Annotated in this window: 19 protein-coding genes; 6 read left to right on the forward strand and 13 right to left on the reverse strand. The window is 38.8% G+C overall.

Going from position 1 to position 18,536, the window contains the following annotated elements; genetic code table 11:
• Positions 1-3 precede the first annotated feature (3 nt).
• Both Q4597_RS06635 and Q4597_RS06640 read right to left on the reverse strand, forming a co-directional pair.
• A complete protein-coding gene (locus Q4597_RS06635; protein ID WP_303405364.1) occupies positions 4-546 on the reverse strand; it encodes an ASCH domain-containing protein in 543 nt (180 codons plus the stop codon).
• 10 nt (positions 547-556) lie between these two features.
• Complete coding sequence (locus Q4597_RS06640; RefSeq protein ID WP_303405366.1) at positions 557-1,099, reverse strand: hypothetical protein; 543 nt, start codon at positions 1,097-1,099, stop codon at positions 557-559.
• A gap of 288 nt (positions 1,100-1,387) precedes the next feature.
• Here Q4597_RS06640 and Q4597_RS06645 point away from each other — a divergent pair, with 288 nt between their 5' ends.
• On the forward strand, positions 1,388-1,987 hold the full coding sequence (locus Q4597_RS06645; protein WP_303405368.1) for a hypothetical protein: 600 nt from the start codon (positions 1,388-1,390) through the stop codon (positions 1,985-1,987).
• A 24-nt stretch (positions 1,988-2,011) separates the two neighbouring features.
• Here Q4597_RS06645 and Q4597_RS06650 read toward each other — a convergent pair whose 3' ends face one another.
• Positions 2,012-2,731 (reverse strand): suppressor of fused domain protein, encoded by a 720-nt coding sequence (locus Q4597_RS06650; RefSeq protein WP_303405369.1) that lies wholly within the window; start codon positions 2,729-2,731, stop codon positions 2,012-2,014.
• 210 nt (positions 2,732-2,941) lie between these two features.
• Between Q4597_RS06650 and Q4597_RS06655 the strand changes: the two genes are divergently transcribed.
• Positions 2,942-3,070: a hypothetical protein gene (locus Q4597_RS06655; RefSeq protein WP_256439071.1), complete on the forward strand. Its 129-nt coding sequence runs from the start codon at positions 2,942-2,944 to the stop codon at positions 3,068-3,070.
• A 342-nt stretch (positions 3,071-3,412) separates the two neighbouring features.
• On the opposite strand, the gene Q4597_RS06660 is transcribed toward Q4597_RS06655, so the two are convergent.
• The gene (locus tag Q4597_RS06660) at positions 3,413-4,798 is read right to left on the reverse strand and encodes an exonuclease domain-containing protein (RefSeq protein WP_303405370.1); all 1,386 of its coding nucleotides are present in this window, start codon (positions 4,796-4,798) and stop codon (positions 3,413-3,415) included.
• Positions 4,799-4,995: 197 nt separating this feature from the next.
• On the opposite strand from Q4597_RS06660, the gene Q4597_RS06665 reads away from it, so the two are divergent.
• Positions 4,996-6,513, forward strand: a complete 1,518-nt coding sequence (locus Q4597_RS06665) for a GH3 auxin-responsive promoter family protein (protein WP_303405372.1) — start codon at positions 4,996-4,998, stop codon at positions 6,511-6,513.
• A gap of 25 nt (positions 6,514-6,538) precedes the next feature.
• On the opposite strand, the gene Q4597_RS06670 is transcribed toward Q4597_RS06665, so the two are convergent.
• Positions 6,539-7,117 (reverse strand): hypothetical protein, encoded by a 579-nt coding sequence (locus Q4597_RS06670; RefSeq protein WP_303405373.1) that lies wholly within the window; start codon positions 7,115-7,117, stop codon positions 6,539-6,541.
• Positions 7,118-7,330: 213 nt separating this feature from the next.
• Between Q4597_RS06670 and Q4597_RS06675 the strand changes: the two genes are divergently transcribed.
• From Q4597_RS06675 to Q4597_RS06685, 3 genes are all read left to right on the forward strand, one after another.
• Positions 7,331-8,914 carry a hypothetical protein gene (locus Q4597_RS06675; protein ID WP_303405374.1) on the forward strand — a complete coding sequence of 528 codons (1,584 nt, stop codon included), beginning with the start codon at positions 7,331-7,333 and terminating at the stop codon, positions 8,912-8,914.
• A gap of 74 nt (positions 8,915-8,988) precedes the next feature.
• Positions 8,989-9,399 (forward strand): arsenate reductase family protein, encoded by a 411-nt coding sequence (locus tag Q4597_RS06680; protein WP_303405375.1) that lies wholly within the window; start codon positions 8,989-8,991, stop codon positions 9,397-9,399.
• A gap of 103 nt (positions 9,400-9,502) precedes the next feature.
• Positions 9,503-9,688: a CsbD family protein gene (locus tag Q4597_RS06685; RefSeq protein ID WP_303405376.1), complete on the forward strand. Its 186-nt coding sequence runs from the start codon at positions 9,503-9,505 to the stop codon at positions 9,686-9,688.
• 171 nt (positions 9,689-9,859) lie between these two features.
• On the opposite strand, the gene Q4597_RS06690 is transcribed toward Q4597_RS06685, so the two are convergent.
• From Q4597_RS06690 to Q4597_RS06725, 8 genes are all read right to left on the reverse strand, one after another.
• On the reverse strand, positions 9,860-10,021 hold the full coding sequence (locus Q4597_RS06690; RefSeq protein WP_194524557.1) for a DUF1328 family protein: 162 nt from the start codon (positions 10,019-10,021) through the stop codon (positions 9,860-9,862).
• A gap of 191 nt (positions 10,022-10,212) precedes the next feature.
• Positions 10,213-11,481, reverse strand: coding sequence for an NRAMP family divalent metal transporter (locus Q4597_RS06695; protein ID WP_303405379.1), 1,269 nt, complete (start codon positions 11,479-11,481; stop codon positions 10,213-10,215).
• Between the two features lie 81 nt (positions 11,482-11,562).
• Positions 11,563-12,780: a 6-phosphofructokinase gene (locus tag Q4597_RS06700; protein ID WP_303405381.1), complete on the reverse strand. Its 1,218-nt coding sequence runs from the start codon at positions 12,778-12,780 to the stop codon at positions 11,563-11,565.
• Between the two features lie 17 nt (positions 12,781-12,797).
• Positions 12,798-13,838, reverse strand: coding sequence for a sugar kinase (locus Q4597_RS06705; RefSeq protein ID WP_303405383.1), 1,041 nt, complete (start codon positions 13,836-13,838; stop codon positions 12,798-12,800).
• A gap of 55 nt (positions 13,839-13,893) precedes the next feature.
• A complete protein-coding gene (locus tag Q4597_RS06710) occupies positions 13,894-14,649 on the reverse strand; it encodes an SDR family NAD(P)-dependent oxidoreductase (protein WP_215438320.1) in 756 nt (251 codons plus the stop codon).
• 37 nt (positions 14,650-14,686) lie between these two features.
• The gene (locus tag Q4597_RS06715) at positions 14,687-15,967 is read right to left on the reverse strand and encodes an MFS transporter (protein WP_215438319.1); all 1,281 of its coding nucleotides are present in this window, start codon (positions 15,965-15,967) and stop codon (positions 14,687-14,689) included.
• Between the two features lie 227 nt (positions 15,968-16,194).
• Positions 16,195-16,923 carry a FadR/GntR family transcriptional regulator gene (locus Q4597_RS06720; protein WP_215438318.1) on the reverse strand — a complete coding sequence of 243 codons (729 nt, stop codon included), beginning with the start codon at positions 16,921-16,923 and terminating at the stop codon, positions 16,195-16,197.
• Positions 16,924-17,190: 267 nt separating this feature from the next.
• Positions 17,191-18,528: a RagB/SusD family nutrient uptake outer membrane protein gene (locus Q4597_RS06725; RefSeq protein WP_303405386.1), complete on the reverse strand. Its 1,338-nt coding sequence runs from the start codon at positions 18,526-18,528 to the stop codon at positions 17,191-17,193.
• Positions 18,529-18,536 lie beyond the last annotated feature (8 nt).

Below are 18,536 nucleotides of genomic sequence, written 5' to 3' on the forward strand. Positions count from 1 at the left end.
GACTTATTTGGGCCATACGGTTTCAAACCACTCGCAAACAATGAGCATATCTTCTGTTGGTTTTTCTCCACTTTCTTTCATTGCGCTAGAAAAGAAATCCCAATGGGCCCTCTTCCATTTATTGAGAGGGTCATCTGTTGTTCCCATATCCAGAGCAGCATATGCTTCTGATATTTCATTAAAGGGTATGGTATCTACTTTTGTTACTTTAATTATAGCTTGCGCTTTTCCGTCAAAATTGGTGATGATGTGTTTGGTTCCTACGGAGGGTAAATCTGCGTTGGCTTCTTCGTACCAAGCATACAGCCCGGAACCTGCTTGCTTTTTGCCTGTCAAGACCAATTTTGCGAGCCGATCGGCATCTGCTTTATTGTTATGAAAAAACCAAGATTCTGGTGGTTCCTCACCCTTAAACTCCGGGTGGGATGTTATAAACTCCCTCCACATTTCCGGAACGGAGCTATCTACACCAACCTCTTGCTCCGTTTTAGTTTCGCCTTTGCAGCTGGCCAGAATTAAAAAGACGATTAGGATGTGGTTTTTCATTTTAATAAAATTAATCGTTTAGAATCTTTTCAATTTCTTCTTGAATTGTTTTTTCGGTGCTAATAATGTCCAATATCATAATTTTCATAGTTTGCTTTTTATCGTTTGTTGTTTCATTCAAGTTTGGGTAAATAAAGCTCAAAAAATTTTCATTTTTCATTATAAAAAGCTCATGTTGATTTTCAATGTTCGCTAGAGTTGATATTTTGTCGTATTCTATTAGTTCTATTTTGGAATTGGAAATTGCTTTCCAAGCACTTAGCTTAATGCTAGGCATGTGTATTCCTTTAACCTTTGTAATAGCATCCATTAGTGAAATTGTATCATTCTTAGAATAAAAATCTAAGGTATCTAGCAGCGATTTTTGTTGGGCTAGTTTGCTTATAATATCTTCTTTGGTTTCGGATAATTCCTTATCAATTGAAGTAAATATTTGATCAATATATTTTTTATCCTTTCTATTCTCATTCCAATTATTTATAAACAACGCTATTAAAATACCTGCTATAATTGGAACTATTTCTTTAATAAATGCTTTGATATTATTTTTCATAATTGCGATTTTTTCGCTGATTGCCGGGATTGGTTTATGTATGGTTGTGAATTTGAATATCGATATCTACCGAAAAATACTAGAAATTTCTGACAACTTCGCTACGGCAATAAATTTATCTACGAACAGACAAAAGTCAACTATATTTTAGGCTCTGTTTTCTTTACTGCGTTGGGATTACTTCAATGTTTTAGGGTTATAGCCAACCTGTATTTTTTACGGTTTTTATTTATGATTTTGAATGGAATAAATAATTACATTTACTCAATTTTTAACGTAAAATCTTACATGAAGAAACTAGCTCTCTTTGTTATTGTTTGTGCCTTTTATTCTTGTGGTAGTGCCAAATACGATTATTTTTTTGATACCGGAAAGGAGTTGGATTTCAGTACAGGAAAATGGATTATGAATAGAACCGTATCCAACTCAAAAAAGTTTGATAACAAACTTTATTACAACTCGGTTGAGGATTTCAAAAAAATACTGGGCGATTCATTAATTGAGATACATACGTTAAGAGCGTCAAAATTAATAGCTCCTGAAATTAAGTTCAACTTATCGGACGTAGCGCTAGAAGACCTAAAAACAGCTACCGATTGTGATTATATTATTAATGTAGGGGGTAATGTAATTAGTGATGGTGCTGGCTCCATCAGTTTTGAAGGGGAGACCTCAAGCAACAGGGCTTCGGTTTCCATATCAATTTATGATTTGAATTCGGGAGAACTTATTTCTTCTTCTCAAGTGTACGGAAAAACACTCCCCAACCAAGAGCCCATTTTCCCAGATGATAAAAACATACCTTCAATAAATCCAAGTTCACATATGATTATGCTGAAAGGAGCAAGGAAACTCATTCATAAATACCAAAAAAATAAGCTCAATTAAATACGTTGATTAGGGATTGTGTTTTTAAAACAACCCAAACAGTTTTTTCTTTTTGACAGTATTAGGTCTATCAATATGAAGAATATCCGTTACTTGAAACTTGTCAAACCCATCAAAAAGGGCTTCAACCCCTTTTTTCATTTTTAGATTTACTTCATCAGTATATATGGGAATCAACGAATAAAAATTAATTGATTTATTCTGAAGCTTTAGCGTATGGAAATTTTCTCCCAATACAATGGTCGGTAACAACATCATTGTATTTAAGCCCGTGTTCTCTGCAAAGGGTTCTGCAGGATTTCCGTTGGGTATAGTGTGCCCATAACTTAACCAGGTGTTATACTCATGAGGAAACCTGGCAAGATATTTTAACCATCGGATAGGCCAGTAATTTTTTTCATCCTTAAAGTCTTCATCGGATATTTTCCATTCTTCGGGGAGGCAGATACTTAGTTCGGCATAATCACAGCCTTCAACTCCATCAGGAGTGTTCATGGGTTTATCACTCATCCCCGATGTGACCAAAGTATGAAAAGGTCTTTCCTTTGTTGGCTTCACCCAGTGTACATCAATATGTACCTGATCAGAAACTAGTTCATGGAACACCATGTGAATTTCACCAATGTTTTTTTCTATATGATTTGATATCTCCTCTATTGATGGTTCCCCAGATGCACCTTCAAACTTTTTTTTATCGGTTTCTTTATAACGGTATATGGGGGAACCTGATTCTGATTTTTCCATCTTTGAATACTTAATACAACTAAATTTATACGACTGCAGATCAGGTTAATAGATACATTACATGATTTGCTAAACGAAAAATACTAGAAATTTCTGACAAATTCAATTAGGGAATTGTGTTCTATTTTCTAAAAACCGGCTACCCTGACAATTATCATAGTTTGGGTAGTAGGTCTACTATAGATTTGTGGAGTTATAAATAATTGACCTATGATTTCACAAAATTTACCTCTCGTTAACTATAGCAACGGTATTGTTATGATCGCCATTTTTGCTTTGGTATGTATTGCTCTGGTGGTTATGATTATTCTTTTTATAAATAGTGGCGGAAAAAAGTAACCGTATCTTCTTGATTTTGTGCATTTAAGTTACTTTTTGTTGCGAATAAGACAGGCTTGGCGCTTTTTTCTTGCAATTTTTGCAAATGTTAAGACAATCATAAAGCTAATGAGGTGTTTTTACATCTTATTATGTACCTTTAGTAAGAATTGGATTACAAATTAATTAACTTTTTATTGAGTTATTTTTTTAGTTCAGCTAAAGCCGCCAAACTGTTGTACCAACTGAAACCAAACTTATGGATGCTATATGGATATATACCACTGTTGTAATCGTCATATTTAGTGTATGGTTGTTGTTCGTAATTCTTATGTACAGGAAACTGAATAAATAGCCTAAGCGCTAACTGCCCTGATGTTCACTTTTTAACACCATAATCTTACCCGGATTTTTACTGATATAGGATTTGATTATACTCTCCGTTTCTAGGGTGTTGTTCTGTTGTACTAGAAAAGTTTCCAGTTCATGGTCCGCAGTAATTGTTTCTTCGCCACCTATAAAACCGTACCCCATGTATGTACTGTTCTTAACCAGAACAAAAGCTTGTTCTTCCGGATTTCGCCCTTTTTCCTTAATGACAAAATCTTCTTTTTGCGCTTTTATATGGTGCAAGGCCAATTGTACCTTTTCGTTGTATAGGGCAATATCTTCTTCCTCTCTACAAATGCCATCACAGCTTTCTAACCGGTAATGGTTACAGCTTTTAACGTTCTCCTGTAAGTGGCAGTACTTAGGGCATAACCTAAAACTTTTACAGATTTCCTCTATAAACAAACGGCAGTCTGTTGGGCCGTAGAGCGTCAACACAGAATTGGGTGCCATTTTCAGTTTATTGAACGCTAGGTGCATAATGCCGTTCCGGTCTTCATAACTGAATATACCATACGGCTGAATCTTCCTTTTCTGGGCGCGGTTAAATTCCGGATAATGGTGTTTTATGGCTTCCGATTCCATTAAGAGTGCTAAAAGCTCGCTTCCGGAAAGTTCAAAATCAATATCCGCTGTTGCTTGGCAAAGGGCTATTTCTTTGGAAGACTTATCGTAAAAATGACTGAGTACACGTTTTTTGATGTTAATGGCCTTGCCCACGTAAATGATTTTTCCTTTTCCGTTCTTAAAGTAGTACACACCAGGTGCCGTGGGCAACTTTTCAAAAGCTTCCTTGGGCAATGCCGAAGGTAAAGTAGCTTCTTGGGAGCGGGCGTTTAGAAAGGTCTTAAAAACTTGTGCGGCACCATCTGCCCGCAAGAGTTTTTTAAAAAGTAGGGTGGTGGCATGGGCATCTCCACGGGCACGGTGCCTATCCGTTAGAGGTATGTTTAACGAAGAACATAATTTGCCCAGGCTATAGGAATGGTAGCCGGGCAAGAGTTTACGGGATAGACGAACCGTACAGAGTTTTTTTCGTATAAAATCCAACCCTAAGAGTTTCAGCTCGTTTTTAATTACATTGTAATCAAAATTAACGCTGTGGGCCACAAAAATGGTATTCTCGGTAATTTTTAGAATGTCTTCCGCAATTTCGTCAAGCGTAGGGGCATCACGGACCATATCATTATCAATTCCCGTTAATCGTGTTATGAAATAGGGAATTTCAGATTGCGGATTTACCAAGGAGGTAAACTCATCTACAATCTCATGACCGTCAAATATAAATATGGAAATTTCGGTAATCTTGTTACCCTTAATACCGTTGCCGGTAGTCTCTATGTCTACTATGCTGTACAAATGTATGTGTGGTGGAATTGGACCGTAAAATTACGCAAACTTCTTTCGGCTTTAAAAAGTTTAACGTTATGGCCAAAAGTGGGACAGGAATTCAGCGGAAAAAATAGGGGTAAAAAGCAGTCGTTTGGGTTAATCAAACATTGCATAAAGAACAGTCTCCAATCCGTTTAGGATTATTTTTACCCAAAACGATTCACATGCCGATCATAGGACATATTATAAAAGGATTTATTGATGTAAGGGATAAGCTCACAGGAACTAAAAACCCGGTTGAGGAACAGGAAGCCGTACTTGAAGCGCTTTTAAAAAAGGCCGAAAACACTGCTTTTGGAAAACACTACAATTTTAAGGCTATCCGGGAATCCAGTAGTCCTGCGGATGCTTTTGCTGCATCTGTTCCCTATTTTGATTATAACCGAATAAATAAGGAATGGTGGCAGAAACTGCACGAAGGAGAAGAGGATGTAACTTGGCCGGGAACACCGGATTATTTTGCGTTGAGTTCCGGTACTACAGGAAAAACGAGTAAAAGAATTCCGGTTACCAATGATATGATAGATGCGATCCGGAGTACAGGGGTAGAGCAGGTGTTTGCCTTGAGTAATTTTGACTTACCTCCTGATTTTTTTGAGCTCGGAATTCTAATGTTGGGCAGTTCTACGGATTTGAACAAGGTAGAAGGTCACGAAGAAGGGGAGATCAGTGGCATAAGTGCGAGTAATATACCAACTTGGTTCAGGGGTTATTATAAGCCGGGCGAAGAAATTGCGGAGATCGATGATTGGGACGAGCGGGTGCAAAAAATAGCGGAAGAAGCTCCCAATTGGGATATTGGCGCATTAAGCGGTATTCCCTCTTGGATAGAGTTGATGTTACAGAAAGTTATAGACTACCATGGTTTGCAACATATTCACGAGATTTGGCCCAATCTGCAGGTCTATACCTCGGGCGGGGTGGCTTTTGGGCCGTATAAAAAGAGTTTTAACGCGTTGCTGGGCAAACCCGTAACCGTAATAGATACCTATTTGGCTTCGGAAGGATTTATAGCATTTCAAGCCCGGCCCGAAACTGATGCCATGCAACTCTCTACGGATTCCGGTATCTATTTTGAATTTGTTCCTTTTGAGCCGGAATACATTCAGCCAGATGGTTCGCTAAGTGATGATGCGCCCTCCTTAAAACTTTCGGAAGTTAAAGAAGGTCAGGATTACGTATTAATCATAAGCACCGTATCCGGAGCGTGGCGCTATCTTATTGGGGACACCATTGAATTTACGAATGTAGAACGCGCAGAAATAAAAATAACGGGTAGAACCAAGTTCTTCTTGAATACAGTGGGTTCCCAATTATCAGTAAATAAAATGGATGCCGGAGTGCAGGAGCTAGAAGAAAAATTCAGTATCCGAATTCCGGAATATACCTTATGCGCCAAACGAATAGATGGTGAGTTTTACCACTGCTGGTATCTGGGCACGGAAGACAAAACAGATGCTATTGAATTGGCCAATGCGTTGGACGAATCTCTTAAAACTGCCAATAAGAACTATAAAGTGGCACGTTCTAAAGCTTTAAAGGGGGTAAAGGTCGTAACCGTGCCGCCATCCGTTTTTCATGACTGGAACGGAAAGAATAAAAAGAAAGGCGGACAAGTAAAAATGGAGCGTGTTATGGGCGAGGAGAAATTTAAGGAATGGGAAGCTTTTGTGAATCCGTAGAGGATGAGTTTTAGCGGTAAGGAGATTAGGGTTTCTTTTCAGTAGTCTCCCTTTCTTTTACAATGGCCATAATCTCTTCGGGAGACAAGTAGTAACGTTTTATACGTTCTTTGTACTTTTCTTCAATTTCGGCATGATCCAGAATAAAATGTTTCGTTTTTAGAATATAATCGTGCATTCCGTGGGCAACGGCAAAAGTATCCGCTGCACGTTCGGCTTCTTTAATATATGAGCCGGAAAATGAATATTTAAGGCCAAACCAAATAAGATTTAGGGTACTGCGGTTCCTGTAATCCATTACATGCCCCAGTTCATGCCCCAACCAACCGATCATAATGTCACTTGGTACATCTTTGGTGAAAAAGACGGTATCGGAAATTTTTATTTTTTCACTTATTAGAATAACATAGGCACGCTTCTTTCGTCCTTTAAAAAGACTGTTGAATTTGGGCTGCGCCTGCATGGTAGATTGCTTAATCTTCTTTACGATTTTAAAAGTTATGGGTGTTTGTTCCAATTCCGGATAGTGCGATAGCGCAATCCGTGCCTCATTTTTTATGACATCGGGAACTGTATGTTGTGCATTTAATTGAACAAAAGCCATGAAGAATATGAATAGTTTAAAGTGATACAAAACTTAAATTATACGTGTTTACATTAATGAGACATAATATATAAAACCCTGCTGTAGTTTAAAACCCTTTTACCTAACCGGTTAATTATAAATTGGAAAGCACACTCATTTTAAGGTTTAAAGAGGGAATTTTAAAATTGGGGAGGATGCCTAAGGGTTTCGTTGCCAAATTAAACTTGAACAATGCATAAGAAGCGAACCATAAAAATTATTTCCCGTATCATTTTGGTATTACTGGTACTCGTGGCCCTAATCTTACTTGGGGCCCAACTTCTGGCAAAGGATGCCATCGCCAATTTTTTAAAGACCAAGTTGCCACCGCATATTCAATTGGCATATGAAGACATAGATGTAAACGTTTTGACTGGAACGGCAAAACTGAATACTGTTGATTTGAATATTGGAATTCCGGATTCCATCAGGCCTAGGGCATCCGCAAAAATAGAAGCATTGGAGGTTGTGGGGTTGGGCTATTGGCAGTTTCTTTTCAACAAGAAAATAACGCTCATTAATATCAATGTAGATCAGCCGGTTTTAAAATACTATTTAAAAGGAAAAGAAGATGAGGCCACAAAATCAAAAAATGATACTATAGGGCTTAAAAAGTCCATTCATATAGACCACATCAACATCAAGAATGGTTCTTTAACCCTGTTTAAGAACCCAGAAGATAGTGTGGCTATGAAATTAGACTCGGTTTTTTTTGAAATAGATGAGGTTGTTACAGATGGGAATCGTATTAATTCCAAGATTCCCGTTGCCTATTCCGATGTGAAGTTTAATGGGAATTCGCTTTTCGCAGATTTAGGTCCCTACGAAGCGCTAAATGTAAATGAAATTCATTTGGATCAAGGCCATCTCCGGGTAACGGACTTAAAACTAAAATCAAAATATAGTAAGGCCAAGCTGTCTGCGCACTTGCGAAAAGAACATGACTATATAGATTTAAAAATTCCCCAAGTAGATTTTGATGAGATTGCTTTTGGTTATGCCGATGCTAAATATTGGGTGCGTACGGGAAAAGGGACTTTGCAGGGACCCAATTTAGAAATGTACAGAGATAAGCTAGTGGCCGATGATTTGGAGAGAAAGAAAATGTACAGCGAAGCCATTCGTAAACTGCCCATACAGCTAGACGTTCCCGAAATACAGATACAGGATGGCGCAATTACTTATAGTGAGCGAGTGAATACGGAAACGACTCCCGGCAAGATTATTTTTGGTGATGTAAACGCTAAAATCGTTCATATTCAAAATGTACCGGAACGAAAGGAAAAAACTAGTGTAGCCGCCAAAGCTTTGCTCATGGGCGAAGCCCCAATAACCTTAAACTGGTCGTTTGACGCCAAAAATAATACAGATGCATTTTTGGCTTCCGGTACCGTAAAAAGTTTTAGTTCAAAGAACATCAATCCTTTTTTAGAATCCAATTTACGGGTACGTGCTAAAGGCGAAATTCAAGAACTCTATTTTACCATAAGCGGAGATGCGGTTTCGTCCGCAGGCGATATGAAAATGAAGTATGAAGATTTTGAATTTTCAGTCTTAAAAAAAGACCGTCTGCGCATAAATAAAGTATTGACGGCAATAGGAAGAATATTTGTAAACGACGGCTCCAATACCGATGAAAACGGATACAGATATGGCGGTATTGAAGCAGAAAGAGACCCCACAAAGTCCTTTTTTAATTATCTGTGGTTAAATGTTAATAACGGCTTGACTTCTACGATTATCGGTAACGGAAAAAATAAAAGGAGAAAAAATTAATTTTTTAGAGGTAATCCATACGGTAGGGAAGAAGTACTTTGAAGGAGGTAATTTAGAAACTAAAATTCAAGGATATGGGAGTCATTTCAAAAGATAAAAAGAAGATAACGCTATATTATAATTCAGAAAATTCAATCGGTAAACAAACGTATGCTTACGTAGAATCTGCAGATGAGGATATTCTGGCCATAGATATTTCAAAAACGAAAGTAACAGGTACACAATGGGCGGAAATAGCTCATAATATGAACGTACCTGTGGGAAGTCTGGTTAATCAAGATCATCCGGAGTTTAAGAAGAAATATGGAAACGAGAAGGTAGATTTAGATGAGCATGATTGGTTGCGTATTTTGGAGAAATCGCCATCAACTTTGGCTTTTCCGGTAGTTATAAAAGGAGAACGTTTTATTCCTATTCACAATCCTTCGGATTTTGTAAAGTTTATGGATGATGACAGTGCTGCGCTAGACAAGCCTTATAATTAATTTATACGATTAAGAATCTATTCTTTTGCATTACACATTAGAAAGTTACATGGCTAATTTTAAGTACAGTTAAGTTGAAGTTTAATCACATAAAATAATAAAGATGAATCAAGAACAATTAGAAGGAAAGTGGAACCAAGTAAAGGGAAAACTAAAACAGAAATACGGAGACCTTACCGATGACGACGTAACCTATTCCGAAGGCAAATTTGATGAAATGCTCGGAAGGGTACAGGAAAAAGTTGGAAAAGGAAAAGAAGAATTGAAAGCAGAAATTGCAAGCTGGTAATACAGTTGTAGTTTAACAAGTAAGAAGGCCCGGGCATTTAAGCAAGGGTCTTTTTGTATGTTATTTTTGGAGATATTTTAATTGAATGAACAGGAAGTTGTTCAGCGTTTTTGCAAAAAAGAGGATGGCCAAAAGCCATCCTTTAATCCTTAGTGTATGAGTTATTAGTCTCTAAATCTTTTTACGCCCCATAATCAAGCTGATTATAAAAAGTACGATAAAGATGAAAAATAAAATCTTGGCAATACTAGCGGCACCTGCAGCGATTCCTCCAAATCCGAATACTCCTGCAATAATGGCTAATATTATAAATATAACTGTCCAACGTAACATATCTTGTGGTTTTTATGATTAGTAATAAATTGTTTTTTTGATACAATTTGTAGTTTGTATCATTTAAGGTAAAGGTCTTAAAATGAAGTGGATGACCTTGACTGTATGCAATTTAAAACTAACTGTATTTCCGTAGGGACTCAGCAACATTGATAATAAAATGGGACACTGGAACAGCATTCAATACCATTTTAGAAATAGTCCAAAAGGGCTATAGCTCCGTTATAAGAGATTACAACAGAGAAGAATAGCGCGGCAAAAAGCCCAATGTTAAGAAGAAGTCCGGCTTTATGTGTGTGCATCAATTTGGAGTTGTTACACAGCAGTATGATTCCCAAGATTACCAGCGGTAGCACAAAAACATTAAAAACCTGAGAAACAATCTGCATTTCAATAGGGTTAGCGCCAAATACGGGCACTATTAGAGCAAATAGACAGGCAATGGCAGTAATGGTCTTAAATTGTTTAGAGCTTGTGTCCAATTCGCCGGATTGATAATCCGCAAGGAGAATAGGAGCGATAAGTAAACAGGGGAAAATAGAGGAAAGACCGGCGCTTAACGTACCAAAAAAGAAAAGGGTAAGTGCAAACTTTCCGGCAACGGGTTCCAAGGTGTTTACCATATCCAAAACTTTGGTAACGGGCTGGCCTTGGTGAAATAGTGCTCCACAGGCTACGGCCATTACGGCCGCACTGATTACGAATACAAGTGAGGCCGCAATTATGGCATCCTTTTTTTGTTGCTTAAGGTGTGCAATGGTCCATTTTTTTCCCTTAACGAATAAAGGACGGGACAAGAAAGTTGCTGCTGCCATAGTGGTGCCTACAAAAGCGGCAACCATCATTCCTCCTCCTTCTACTTTTGGAACAGTGGGGATAAGCCCTTTGGCAACCTCTACAGGTAAGGGGTAGACCATAAAAAGAGAAACAAAGAACGAGAGTCCCATAATCGTAACGAAAATCACCAATATTTTCTCGAAGAAAACATACTTTCCTATTAACAGAAAACGATACATAATAGCAATAACCAAGATAGCAATGGTCAAAACCAACTCATATTGATGATCGGCCAATGAAGGGAAGTAAATCAAAAATATCTCAAAGATGATATTTGCCGAAATACCAAGTATTCCCATAAGTGAGTTCCACTGCCCGAACGAAACGCCCAGAATGATTAAAATGGCAATGGGTTTTCCCCATTTTAGATGTTTTTTAAACGCGTATAGGGCCGTTTCTCCAGTTACCAATGCATAATTTCCATAGGCGTACATCAGCATTCCAGAGAAAATACAACTCAATACCAAAACCCATAACAACTGCATACCATAGGTGCTGCCCGCTACGATCATAGAGGTTACACTTCCGGTTCCAATAGTATACCCAATAGCAAAAATACCCGGACCAAAAGCAAGTGCTAAGGCGATTATTTTTTTCCAAAAACTAGTCTTTTGTTCTGCCATGTTGGGATACTTTTTGGTGAAATAGTACTTTTAGGGGAAGAGGTAAAATATAAGTTGTATTCAACTTGATAAATACTCTAATTAAGCTAGGATTTTATTGAAATCATAACGTTCAGGGTCTGGTAAATAAGCTTTTGCAGCTTCATAATCGGCCTCCTCAATAAAGTGCATGTTCTGAAAACAAAGTCGAGCAAATTCCGAATCTATGTCCACTAGACGAGGAGCAATTTTACCATCTTTGCCTTGCAAATCTTCTAAAAATAACGGCGTTACTTCACCTTTGGAATTTGCGGTAACAATACAACCACTAACGCCTTGGTCAAATAGTTTTTTTACGCCAAGCCCCAGGAGTGTACAAAGAGTTAGGTCAAACCCTATAGGTCTGCAACATCTAAGCTCATAGCCAAGTTCTACAGGTCTACTTTTTATGTTTACGCCCAGTTCTTTCAATTTTGATTGGACAAGCATGTTAAAGATGTGAGACTTGCTTACATTGCCCAATTCCGGATGGCCGTGATCATCATAGGTAAAGTTAATGCCGCAATGGTCCAGTTCGCTATCCGGCATAATGTGAAAAACACCTTCGCTAACCAGTGCTACACCATAATTAATGTTCAGTATTTTTCGCTTTATGATGGATGAAATAATCAAGCGAACCACCTTGTCAAAAGTGATGGAAGTCTTGTTGAACATTTCGGGAATGACCATCATGGGAAAATGACAGCTGGTGGCTATACCAAATGCCAAATGCCCGGCAGAACGACCCATGGTAGACATAACGAACCAGTTTTGACTGGTACGGGCGTCCTCATAAGTGGTATTGCCTATACGAACACCTTCGTCCTTGGCTGAATGAAATCCAAAAGTTGGATTCCGGTCGGGTAGGGGCAAATCATTATCTATTGTTTTGGGTACGTGAATGTTTGAAATGAAGATGTTTTCTTTGGACAGGTACCCTGTAATTCTATTGGCCGTAGAGGCAGTGTCATCACCGCCAATACTGACCAATAGTTTTACATTATTATCGGAAAAAAGCTTCGTGTTTATTTTTTCATCGCTGGGTTTGAATCTACTCATAATAAGAGTAGAACCACCTCGACTAAAAATACGGTCTGCATGGGGAAAATCGAATTCCTTTATTTGGGGTTCCTCGGAAAAAATTCCCTTAAAACCTTCGTGAAGTCCCAGTACGCGATAGCCATCCTTCAGAAAAATTTTGGCTACTGTGCTTATTACAGCATTAATGCCCGGAGCAGGGCCTCCACCACAAATAATCAATATCGATTTTTTAGAAGCCATGTTTCAAGTTTTAAATATTAGCGGGCAACTCTTCCCGAAGCGTCACCGCCCATTAGCTTTTCTACTTCACTTACGGTAACCAAGTTGGCATCACCTTTTATAGTATGCTTTAAACAGGATGCCGCTACGGCAAAGTCTAGAGCATTCTGGTCATCTTCCGGGTATTTCAATAATCCGTAGATCAAACCGCCCATAAAAGAATCACCACCACCAACACGATCTACAATATCCGTAATTTGGTACTGACGTGTTTCGTACATTTTGGAACCGTCCCATAATACACCTGCCCACGTATTGTGAGAAGCAGAAATAGAACCTCTTAACGTTGTAATTACCTTTTTTGCCTTTGGGAATTTCTTCATCATTTGCTTGCAGACTGATAAGAACGCTTCTGCCTTAACATCGGCGCCATCCTTATGAACATCAAGACCTTCAGGGTGAATGCCAAAGTGTTTTTCCGCATCTTCTTCGTTCCCTAGAATAATATCACAGTAAGAAGTAAGTTCGGTCATGATAGCTTCTCTATCACCTCCATAGTTCCAAAGCTTGGCTCTGTAATTTAAATCGGTTGAAATAGTTATGCCTTTTGCACTGGCCGCTTTCACAGCTTCCAAACAAACATCTGCAGCACCTTGTGAGATAGCTGGTGTAATACCTGTCCAGTGAAACCACTCCACACCCTCAAAAACAGAATCCCAGTCTATCATACCGGATTGTATCTCAGAAATAGCGGAATGAGCGCGGTCATAAACCACTTTAGACCCACGGGAAACGGCACCCGTTTCTAGAAAATAAATTCCTAGACGGTCGCCACCATAGACAATCTTATCCGTTCCTACGCCTCTTTTTCGCATTTCCATAAGTGCACATTCCCCAATATCGTTCTTTGGTAAACGCGTCACAAAATCTACGGGAACGCCATAATTGGCGAGCGATACGGCTACGTTAGACTCGCCTCCGCCATAAACAACATCAAAAGTATTGGCTTGTGAAAATCTTAAAAATCCCGGAGGAGCTAAACGCAACATTATTTCTCCAAAGGTTACTACTTTTTTCATTTCAAATTGTGTTACTGTATTACTGTTTTTAAGTGCTAGTTTTAGATAGGTGCCGTTAGATTCCTAAAGCTTGCCCACCACCAATTTGGATGGTTTCTGCGGTAATGAATTTGGCATCGCTGCTCGCTAGGAAAGATACCACACCGGCTACATCTTCGGGCTGACCTAATCTACCCAACATAATGCTGTTGGCCCATGAAGCAAAAACTTCTGGTTTTGTAGCTTTGATCTGTGCATGAAAAGGGGTGTCAATAGTACCTGGAGATACCGCGTTTACCCTAATACCGTATTCGGCCAAATCTTTTGCCAAAGCTTTGGTAATGGTATGAACACCTGCTTTAGAAGTTCCGTAGATACCAGCTCCTGGTCCGCCAGCGGTCCAAGCTGCGTTTGAGGTATAGTTGATGATGGATGCATCTTCTCCTTTTTTAAGGAAAGGTATAGCTGCTCTTGATGCGAAAAATGTAGAATCTAGATTCAGCGCCATAACAGATCTATAAAATTCCGTGGTCATTTCTTCAAATCTAGATCGGCCACCTAGACCACCTGCGTTGTTTACAAGGGTATCTATTTTTCCGTACTTTTCGCCAATTGCCTTTATGTTTTTGGTTACGGCTTCTTCATTGGTGACATCAAAACCGTAATATTCCGCATCAATGCCCTCTGCAGATAGTTCTTTTACTCTCTGCGCACCCGCTTCATTGTCTATGCCGTTAAGGATAACGGTATACCCATCTTGCCCTAATCTTTTTGCCACGGCGAAACCTATTCCACCTGTTGCTCCTGTTATTACTGCTACTTTTCCTTTCATTTCTATGTTAGTTACTGTTAGTGAATTTTTATATGTATTAAACTGACTCCAATTCTACGGGTCGTATTCTCTTTATTAATCCAAATATTGATAGTACTGCAAGAGGAGCTAGTACCGCGATGACAATAAATGCGGGGGTATATGATACGGATGCAATCATAGGAATCAATGAGTTCATTATGATAACCGATACTGCCGCAACGGTACCTGCCAAACCGGCCAAAGTACCCACAGATGGTCCGCGGAAAAGATCACTTGAAATAGTTTGAATATTACCGATGGCAAATTGAAAGCCAAAGAGTACCACTGCCACGATATAAATAAACGTCATAGGGTTCTTTTCCGTTACTAAGAAAATTATTCCGAGTAGACCCATGAAAATCAATGCGCCGCCAATGGTTATCGTAATCTTTCTTGCCGCATCTACAGTTTTGGTCTCCATGAGTTTACCGCAATACCAGCCTCCTATGATGCTGCCCGCCATACCGCCTAGATAGGAAATCCAAATAGTAGACCCTATTTCCTCAATGCTAAAACCAAATTTAGAGTTGAGGTAAAGTGGCATCCAACCAACGAACAACCACCAAATAGGCTCTATAAAAAAGCGGGACAAAAGTACTCCCCATGATTCTTTGTAGCTTAGGATTTTTGCCACGGAAAGGCCTTTTTCCTTTTCCTCCGTTGAAGGGCCTAAAGCAATTTTATCGGCAAGAATCAATTTTTGTTCTTCTTCTGTTATCCATGGGTGTTTCTCCGGTTTGGCCTTGTTGATGAACAACCACGGAATGACCCACAACAACCCAATGGCTCCAATGATGATAAAGGTGGAACGCCATCCGAAATGACCATATAAATAAGCGATCAGTACGGGTGCTATTACACTTCCCAATGATGCACCTGCATTAAAAATACCTTGTGCAATGGCCCTTTGCTTAACGGGAAACCATTCGCCATTGCTTTTAACCGCACCTGGCCAGTTACCTGCTTCGCCTAAACCTAGCATAGCCCTAAAAAGTGTTAGGGAAATTAGGCCTCTGGCAAAAGCGTGTAATATTGACGCTACGGACCACACTACTATGGAAACGACAAACCCCATACGGGTACCTATCATATCGTAAAGCTTACCGGACAGAAACTTTCCGGCAGCATAGGTAATCATGAAAACATTGAGCATAATGGCATAATCCGACTCATCCATTCCCAAATCTTTGCCCATCTCTGGCCACATAACACCAAAAGCGGTACGGTCTATATAATTAATGACCGTTGCCAAACAAATTAGGGCTATAACCCACCATCTTAAACCTTTGACTTTCATCTTCGTTCTTTTAAATTATTCTTTATAATTGGATACACGAATGGCTGTCCTAGTTCTATGGGATAGGAGAATTATTAGTTCTAAAAGCCTGTATTTAAGATGTTTAAATACGTGTTGTGTAATAGGATTGGTATGTTCGACTTTAGCCGTTTACCTTCATTGGATAAGCTTTTTTAGTATTAGTTTCCCTTCAGTATATGAATTGTAAAAAGATAAATCGTGCACTTTTATCCTTCTAGTATTTTTACTTTTCTGTCTTCGCCATAAATGTAATCGTACAATTTGGCAAAGTGTAATTTCATTGTTTCTTTGGCTCTTTGCGGGTTTTGTTCCAATATGGACAAATAGATGTCTTCGTGCTTTTTTACTTCTGCCAATGCAACATCTCCATCACAGACACGGTCTTTGTCATATGCAACGATAATCTCTGGGGTTATCAATAGCATAAGGGTATTCATTGTACTATTTTTACTTGCCGAAGCTATGGCAAGGTGAAAGAGCAAATCCTCTTCCAAACAATCTTCGCCAGCTATCATCTTGGTCTTGTAAGCATCAAAAGCAGATTTTAGGCGTTCTAGGTCTTCGTCGGTTCTTCTTAAAGCAGCCAATTTAACCGTTTTTAGTTCCAGTAAAATCCTGGTTTCAACCAATGATTTGAAATCTTGATCTTCCAAACTCAAAATATCATCTATCATACCGTTCATGGCAATTTGACCAATCTCGGCAATGAACGTTCCGCTCTGCGGTTTTGAGTTTAAAATACCGTAGAACTCAAGCTTTTGAATGGCCTCGCGAACGTTACTTCTACTTACACCAAACTTTTCGGAAAGTACACGTTCTGCAGGCAACTTATCACCTGGTTCTAGATTTTTGTAATTGATTAAATCACGAATATTAGAAATGATTGCATTTTGAACTTCTTTGTTCTCATGTTTTGTAAGTATTTCTAACTTCATATTTGATGTATATTATAAATTGGTTAACCAGATTGGTTTGTTAAAATTATAAAATTCTAAACTACAAAAAAAGTATTTCTTGAATTAAAAAAGTTACGATTTTAGGGGTGTTCTAAGCGTTTTTTGAATTTTACCGACCCGTGGTGAGCGAGTCGGCAAAATTACTCTCAATCTAACTCAAAACAACAATTCTACTATTCTTTATTTGTATTTGTTACGACTGTTTTTAGACGTTCGTTATCAGTTCATTAACCTTTGGTACTGTAATTAGTAACCAGGGTTTTGGGTAATAACACCACCACTTGCCAATACTTCTGAGATTGGAATTGGGAATAAATGGTAATTGCTATTAATTGTTTCTCCCATTTCGGCATCTACAGAACCTGTTCTTACCAAATCAAACCATCTTTGTCCTTCAAAGGCCAACTCTAATCTTCTTTCATCAAGAATGGCTTGCCTCACATCTGCTTGTGTGGTTATGGTTCCGGTTAAGCTGGTTAAACCGGCTCGTGATCTTATATCGTCCAATAGGGGTAGTACGGTTGTAGCGGGAGCACCATTTTCGTTTAATGTTTCAGCATATAATAAAATAACATCAGCTAACCTTAGTTCAATCCAGTCATGATCACCACCTAAACCTCCTTCTTTTGGGAATTTTATGGCAGTAGTACCCAAGGAGTCAAGCGTTACTGCTTTTCTTAAGTCTGTACCACCACCGTTAGCACCACTTTCATCAAATGCGGCAACTAGGTCCGGGTCAACCGGGAAATCAGCTTTTGAATCGTCTCCCACAAACCAGTTCCAGAAGCGAGAAGCAAATGAATATTCGTCTGTAATGGAGCTTTCTATTCGCGAAGAAAATATTATTTCAGAATTCTCTACCTCATTGGCGGCACCAAAAACTTCGTTAAAATTATCTTTGAGGCTTATTCCGGCAGCTGCAGCTCCGTTTACAACGGCGGCCAAATGAGGTTCGGCACTAGAATAATCACCCATAGTGGCATATACTTTTCCCAACAATCCTTGAGCGGCAAATTTAGAGGCTCTTCCGTTTACAATTTCAATGTCCAAAGCGGCAATTGCATCCTTCAAATCAGGAATGATTACGTTATTATAAACATTAGTAGCGGGTTGTCTTTCTAAAATAGATGAATCCGTTAGGCTAGGTGCTGCGGACAAGTTTACAGGAACATCGCCAAAAACTTGAACCAACTTAAAGTAAGATAAGGCTCTAAGAAATTTAGCTTCGGCTATATCTGTAACATTCGTTGAGTTTTCTATTACATTGTTTGCACTCAATATGGATTTGTACAAAGCGGTATAGAAAGGGCCAAAGAATTGGTCTTCCATAGCGGTTATTCCTCCGTTATAGGTATCGAACTCGGTATAAGGAGGTTCATCCATAAAAGCGTTGTCCGCTCTAAATTCACCCATTACTGCCATTGGCGTATTGGTGCCAAGTTGATAATAATATGCCGCATTTAAAACACCATCAAAATCTGTTAAAGAGTCTGAACTGGCAATATTTGGCGGAACTTGATCTAGATCACTATCACATGCGGTTATGATTAGCAACAATCCCAATAATTTATATATGTTTTTCATTTCTTTTA

Origin of the sequence: Zobellia sp. 1_MG-2023, assembly GCF_030549125.1 — a bacterium.
GTDB lineage: Bacteria > Bacteroidota > Bacteroidia > Flavobacteriales > Flavobacteriaceae > Zobellia > Zobellia russellii.

What these genes read in the sequence shown, in the direction of transcription:
- Q4597_RS06675 (WP_303405374.1), top strand. Translation starts at nt 7,331, where the DNA reads ATGCATAAGAAGCGAACCATAAAAATTATTTCCCGTATCATTTTGGTA.
- Q4597_RS06655 (WP_256439071.1), top strand. Translation starts at nt 2,942, where the DNA reads ATGATTTCACAAAATTTACCTCTCGTTAACTATAGCAACGGTATTGTT.
- Q4597_RS06670 (WP_303405373.1), bottom strand. Translation starts at nt 7,117, where the DNA reads ATGGCTTTTGTTCAATTAAATGCACAACATACAGTTCCCGATGTCATA.
- Q4597_RS06710 (WP_215438320.1), bottom strand. Translation starts at nt 14,649, where the DNA reads ATGAAAGGAAAAGTAGCAGTAATAACAGGAGCAACAGGTGGAATAGGT.
- Q4597_RS06720 (WP_215438318.1), bottom strand. Translation starts at nt 16,923, where the DNA reads ATGAAGTTAGAAATACTTACAAAACATGAGAACAAAGAAGTTCAAAAT.
- Q4597_RS06635 (WP_303405364.1), bottom strand. Translation starts at nt 546, where the DNA reads ATGAAAAACCACATCCTAATCGTCTTTTTAATTCTGGCCAGCTGCAAA.
- Q4597_RS06640 (WP_303405366.1), bottom strand. Translation starts at nt 1,099, where the DNA reads ATGAAAAATAATATCAAAGCATTTATTAAAGAAATAGTTCCAATTATA.
- Q4597_RS06650 (WP_303405369.1), bottom strand. Translation starts at nt 2,731, where the DNA reads ATGGAAAAATCAGAATCAGGTTCCCCCATATACCGTTATAAAGAAACC.
- Q4597_RS06645 (WP_303405368.1), top strand. Translation starts at nt 1,388, where the DNA reads ATGAAGAAACTAGCTCTCTTTGTTATTGTTTGTGCCTTTTATTCTTGT.
- Q4597_RS06690 (WP_194524557.1), bottom strand. Translation starts at nt 10,021, where the DNA reads ATGTTACGTTGGACAGTTATATTTATAATATTAGCCATTATTGCAGGA.
- Q4597_RS06715 (WP_215438319.1), bottom strand. Translation starts at nt 15,967, where the DNA reads ATGAAAGTCAAAGGTTTAAGATGGTGGGTTATAGCCCTAATTTGTTTG.
- Q4597_RS06695 (WP_303405379.1), bottom strand. Translation starts at nt 11,481, where the DNA reads ATGGCAGAACAAAAGACTAGTTTTTGGAAAAAAATAATCGCCTTAGCA.
- Q4597_RS06700 (WP_303405381.1), bottom strand. Translation starts at nt 12,780, where the DNA reads ATGGCTTCTAAAAAATCGATATTGATTATTTGTGGTGGAGGCCCTGCT.
- Q4597_RS06705 (WP_303405383.1), bottom strand. Translation starts at nt 13,838, where the DNA reads ATGAAAAAAGTAGTAACCTTTGGAGAAATAATGTTGCGTTTAGCTCCT.
- Q4597_RS06725 (WP_303405386.1), bottom strand. Translation starts at nt 18,528, where the DNA reads ATGAAAAACATATATAAATTATTGGGATTGTTGCTAATCATAACCGCA.
- Q4597_RS06685 (WP_303405376.1), top strand. Translation starts at nt 9,503, where the DNA reads ATGAATCAAGAACAATTAGAAGGAAAGTGGAACCAAGTAAAGGGAAAA.
- Q4597_RS06665 (WP_303405372.1), top strand. Translation starts at nt 4,996, where the DNA reads ATGCCGATCATAGGACATATTATAAAAGGATTTATTGATGTAAGGGAT.
- Q4597_RS06680 (WP_303405375.1), top strand. Translation starts at nt 8,989, where the DNA reads ATGGGAGTCATTTCAAAAGATAAAAAGAAGATAACGCTATATTATAAT.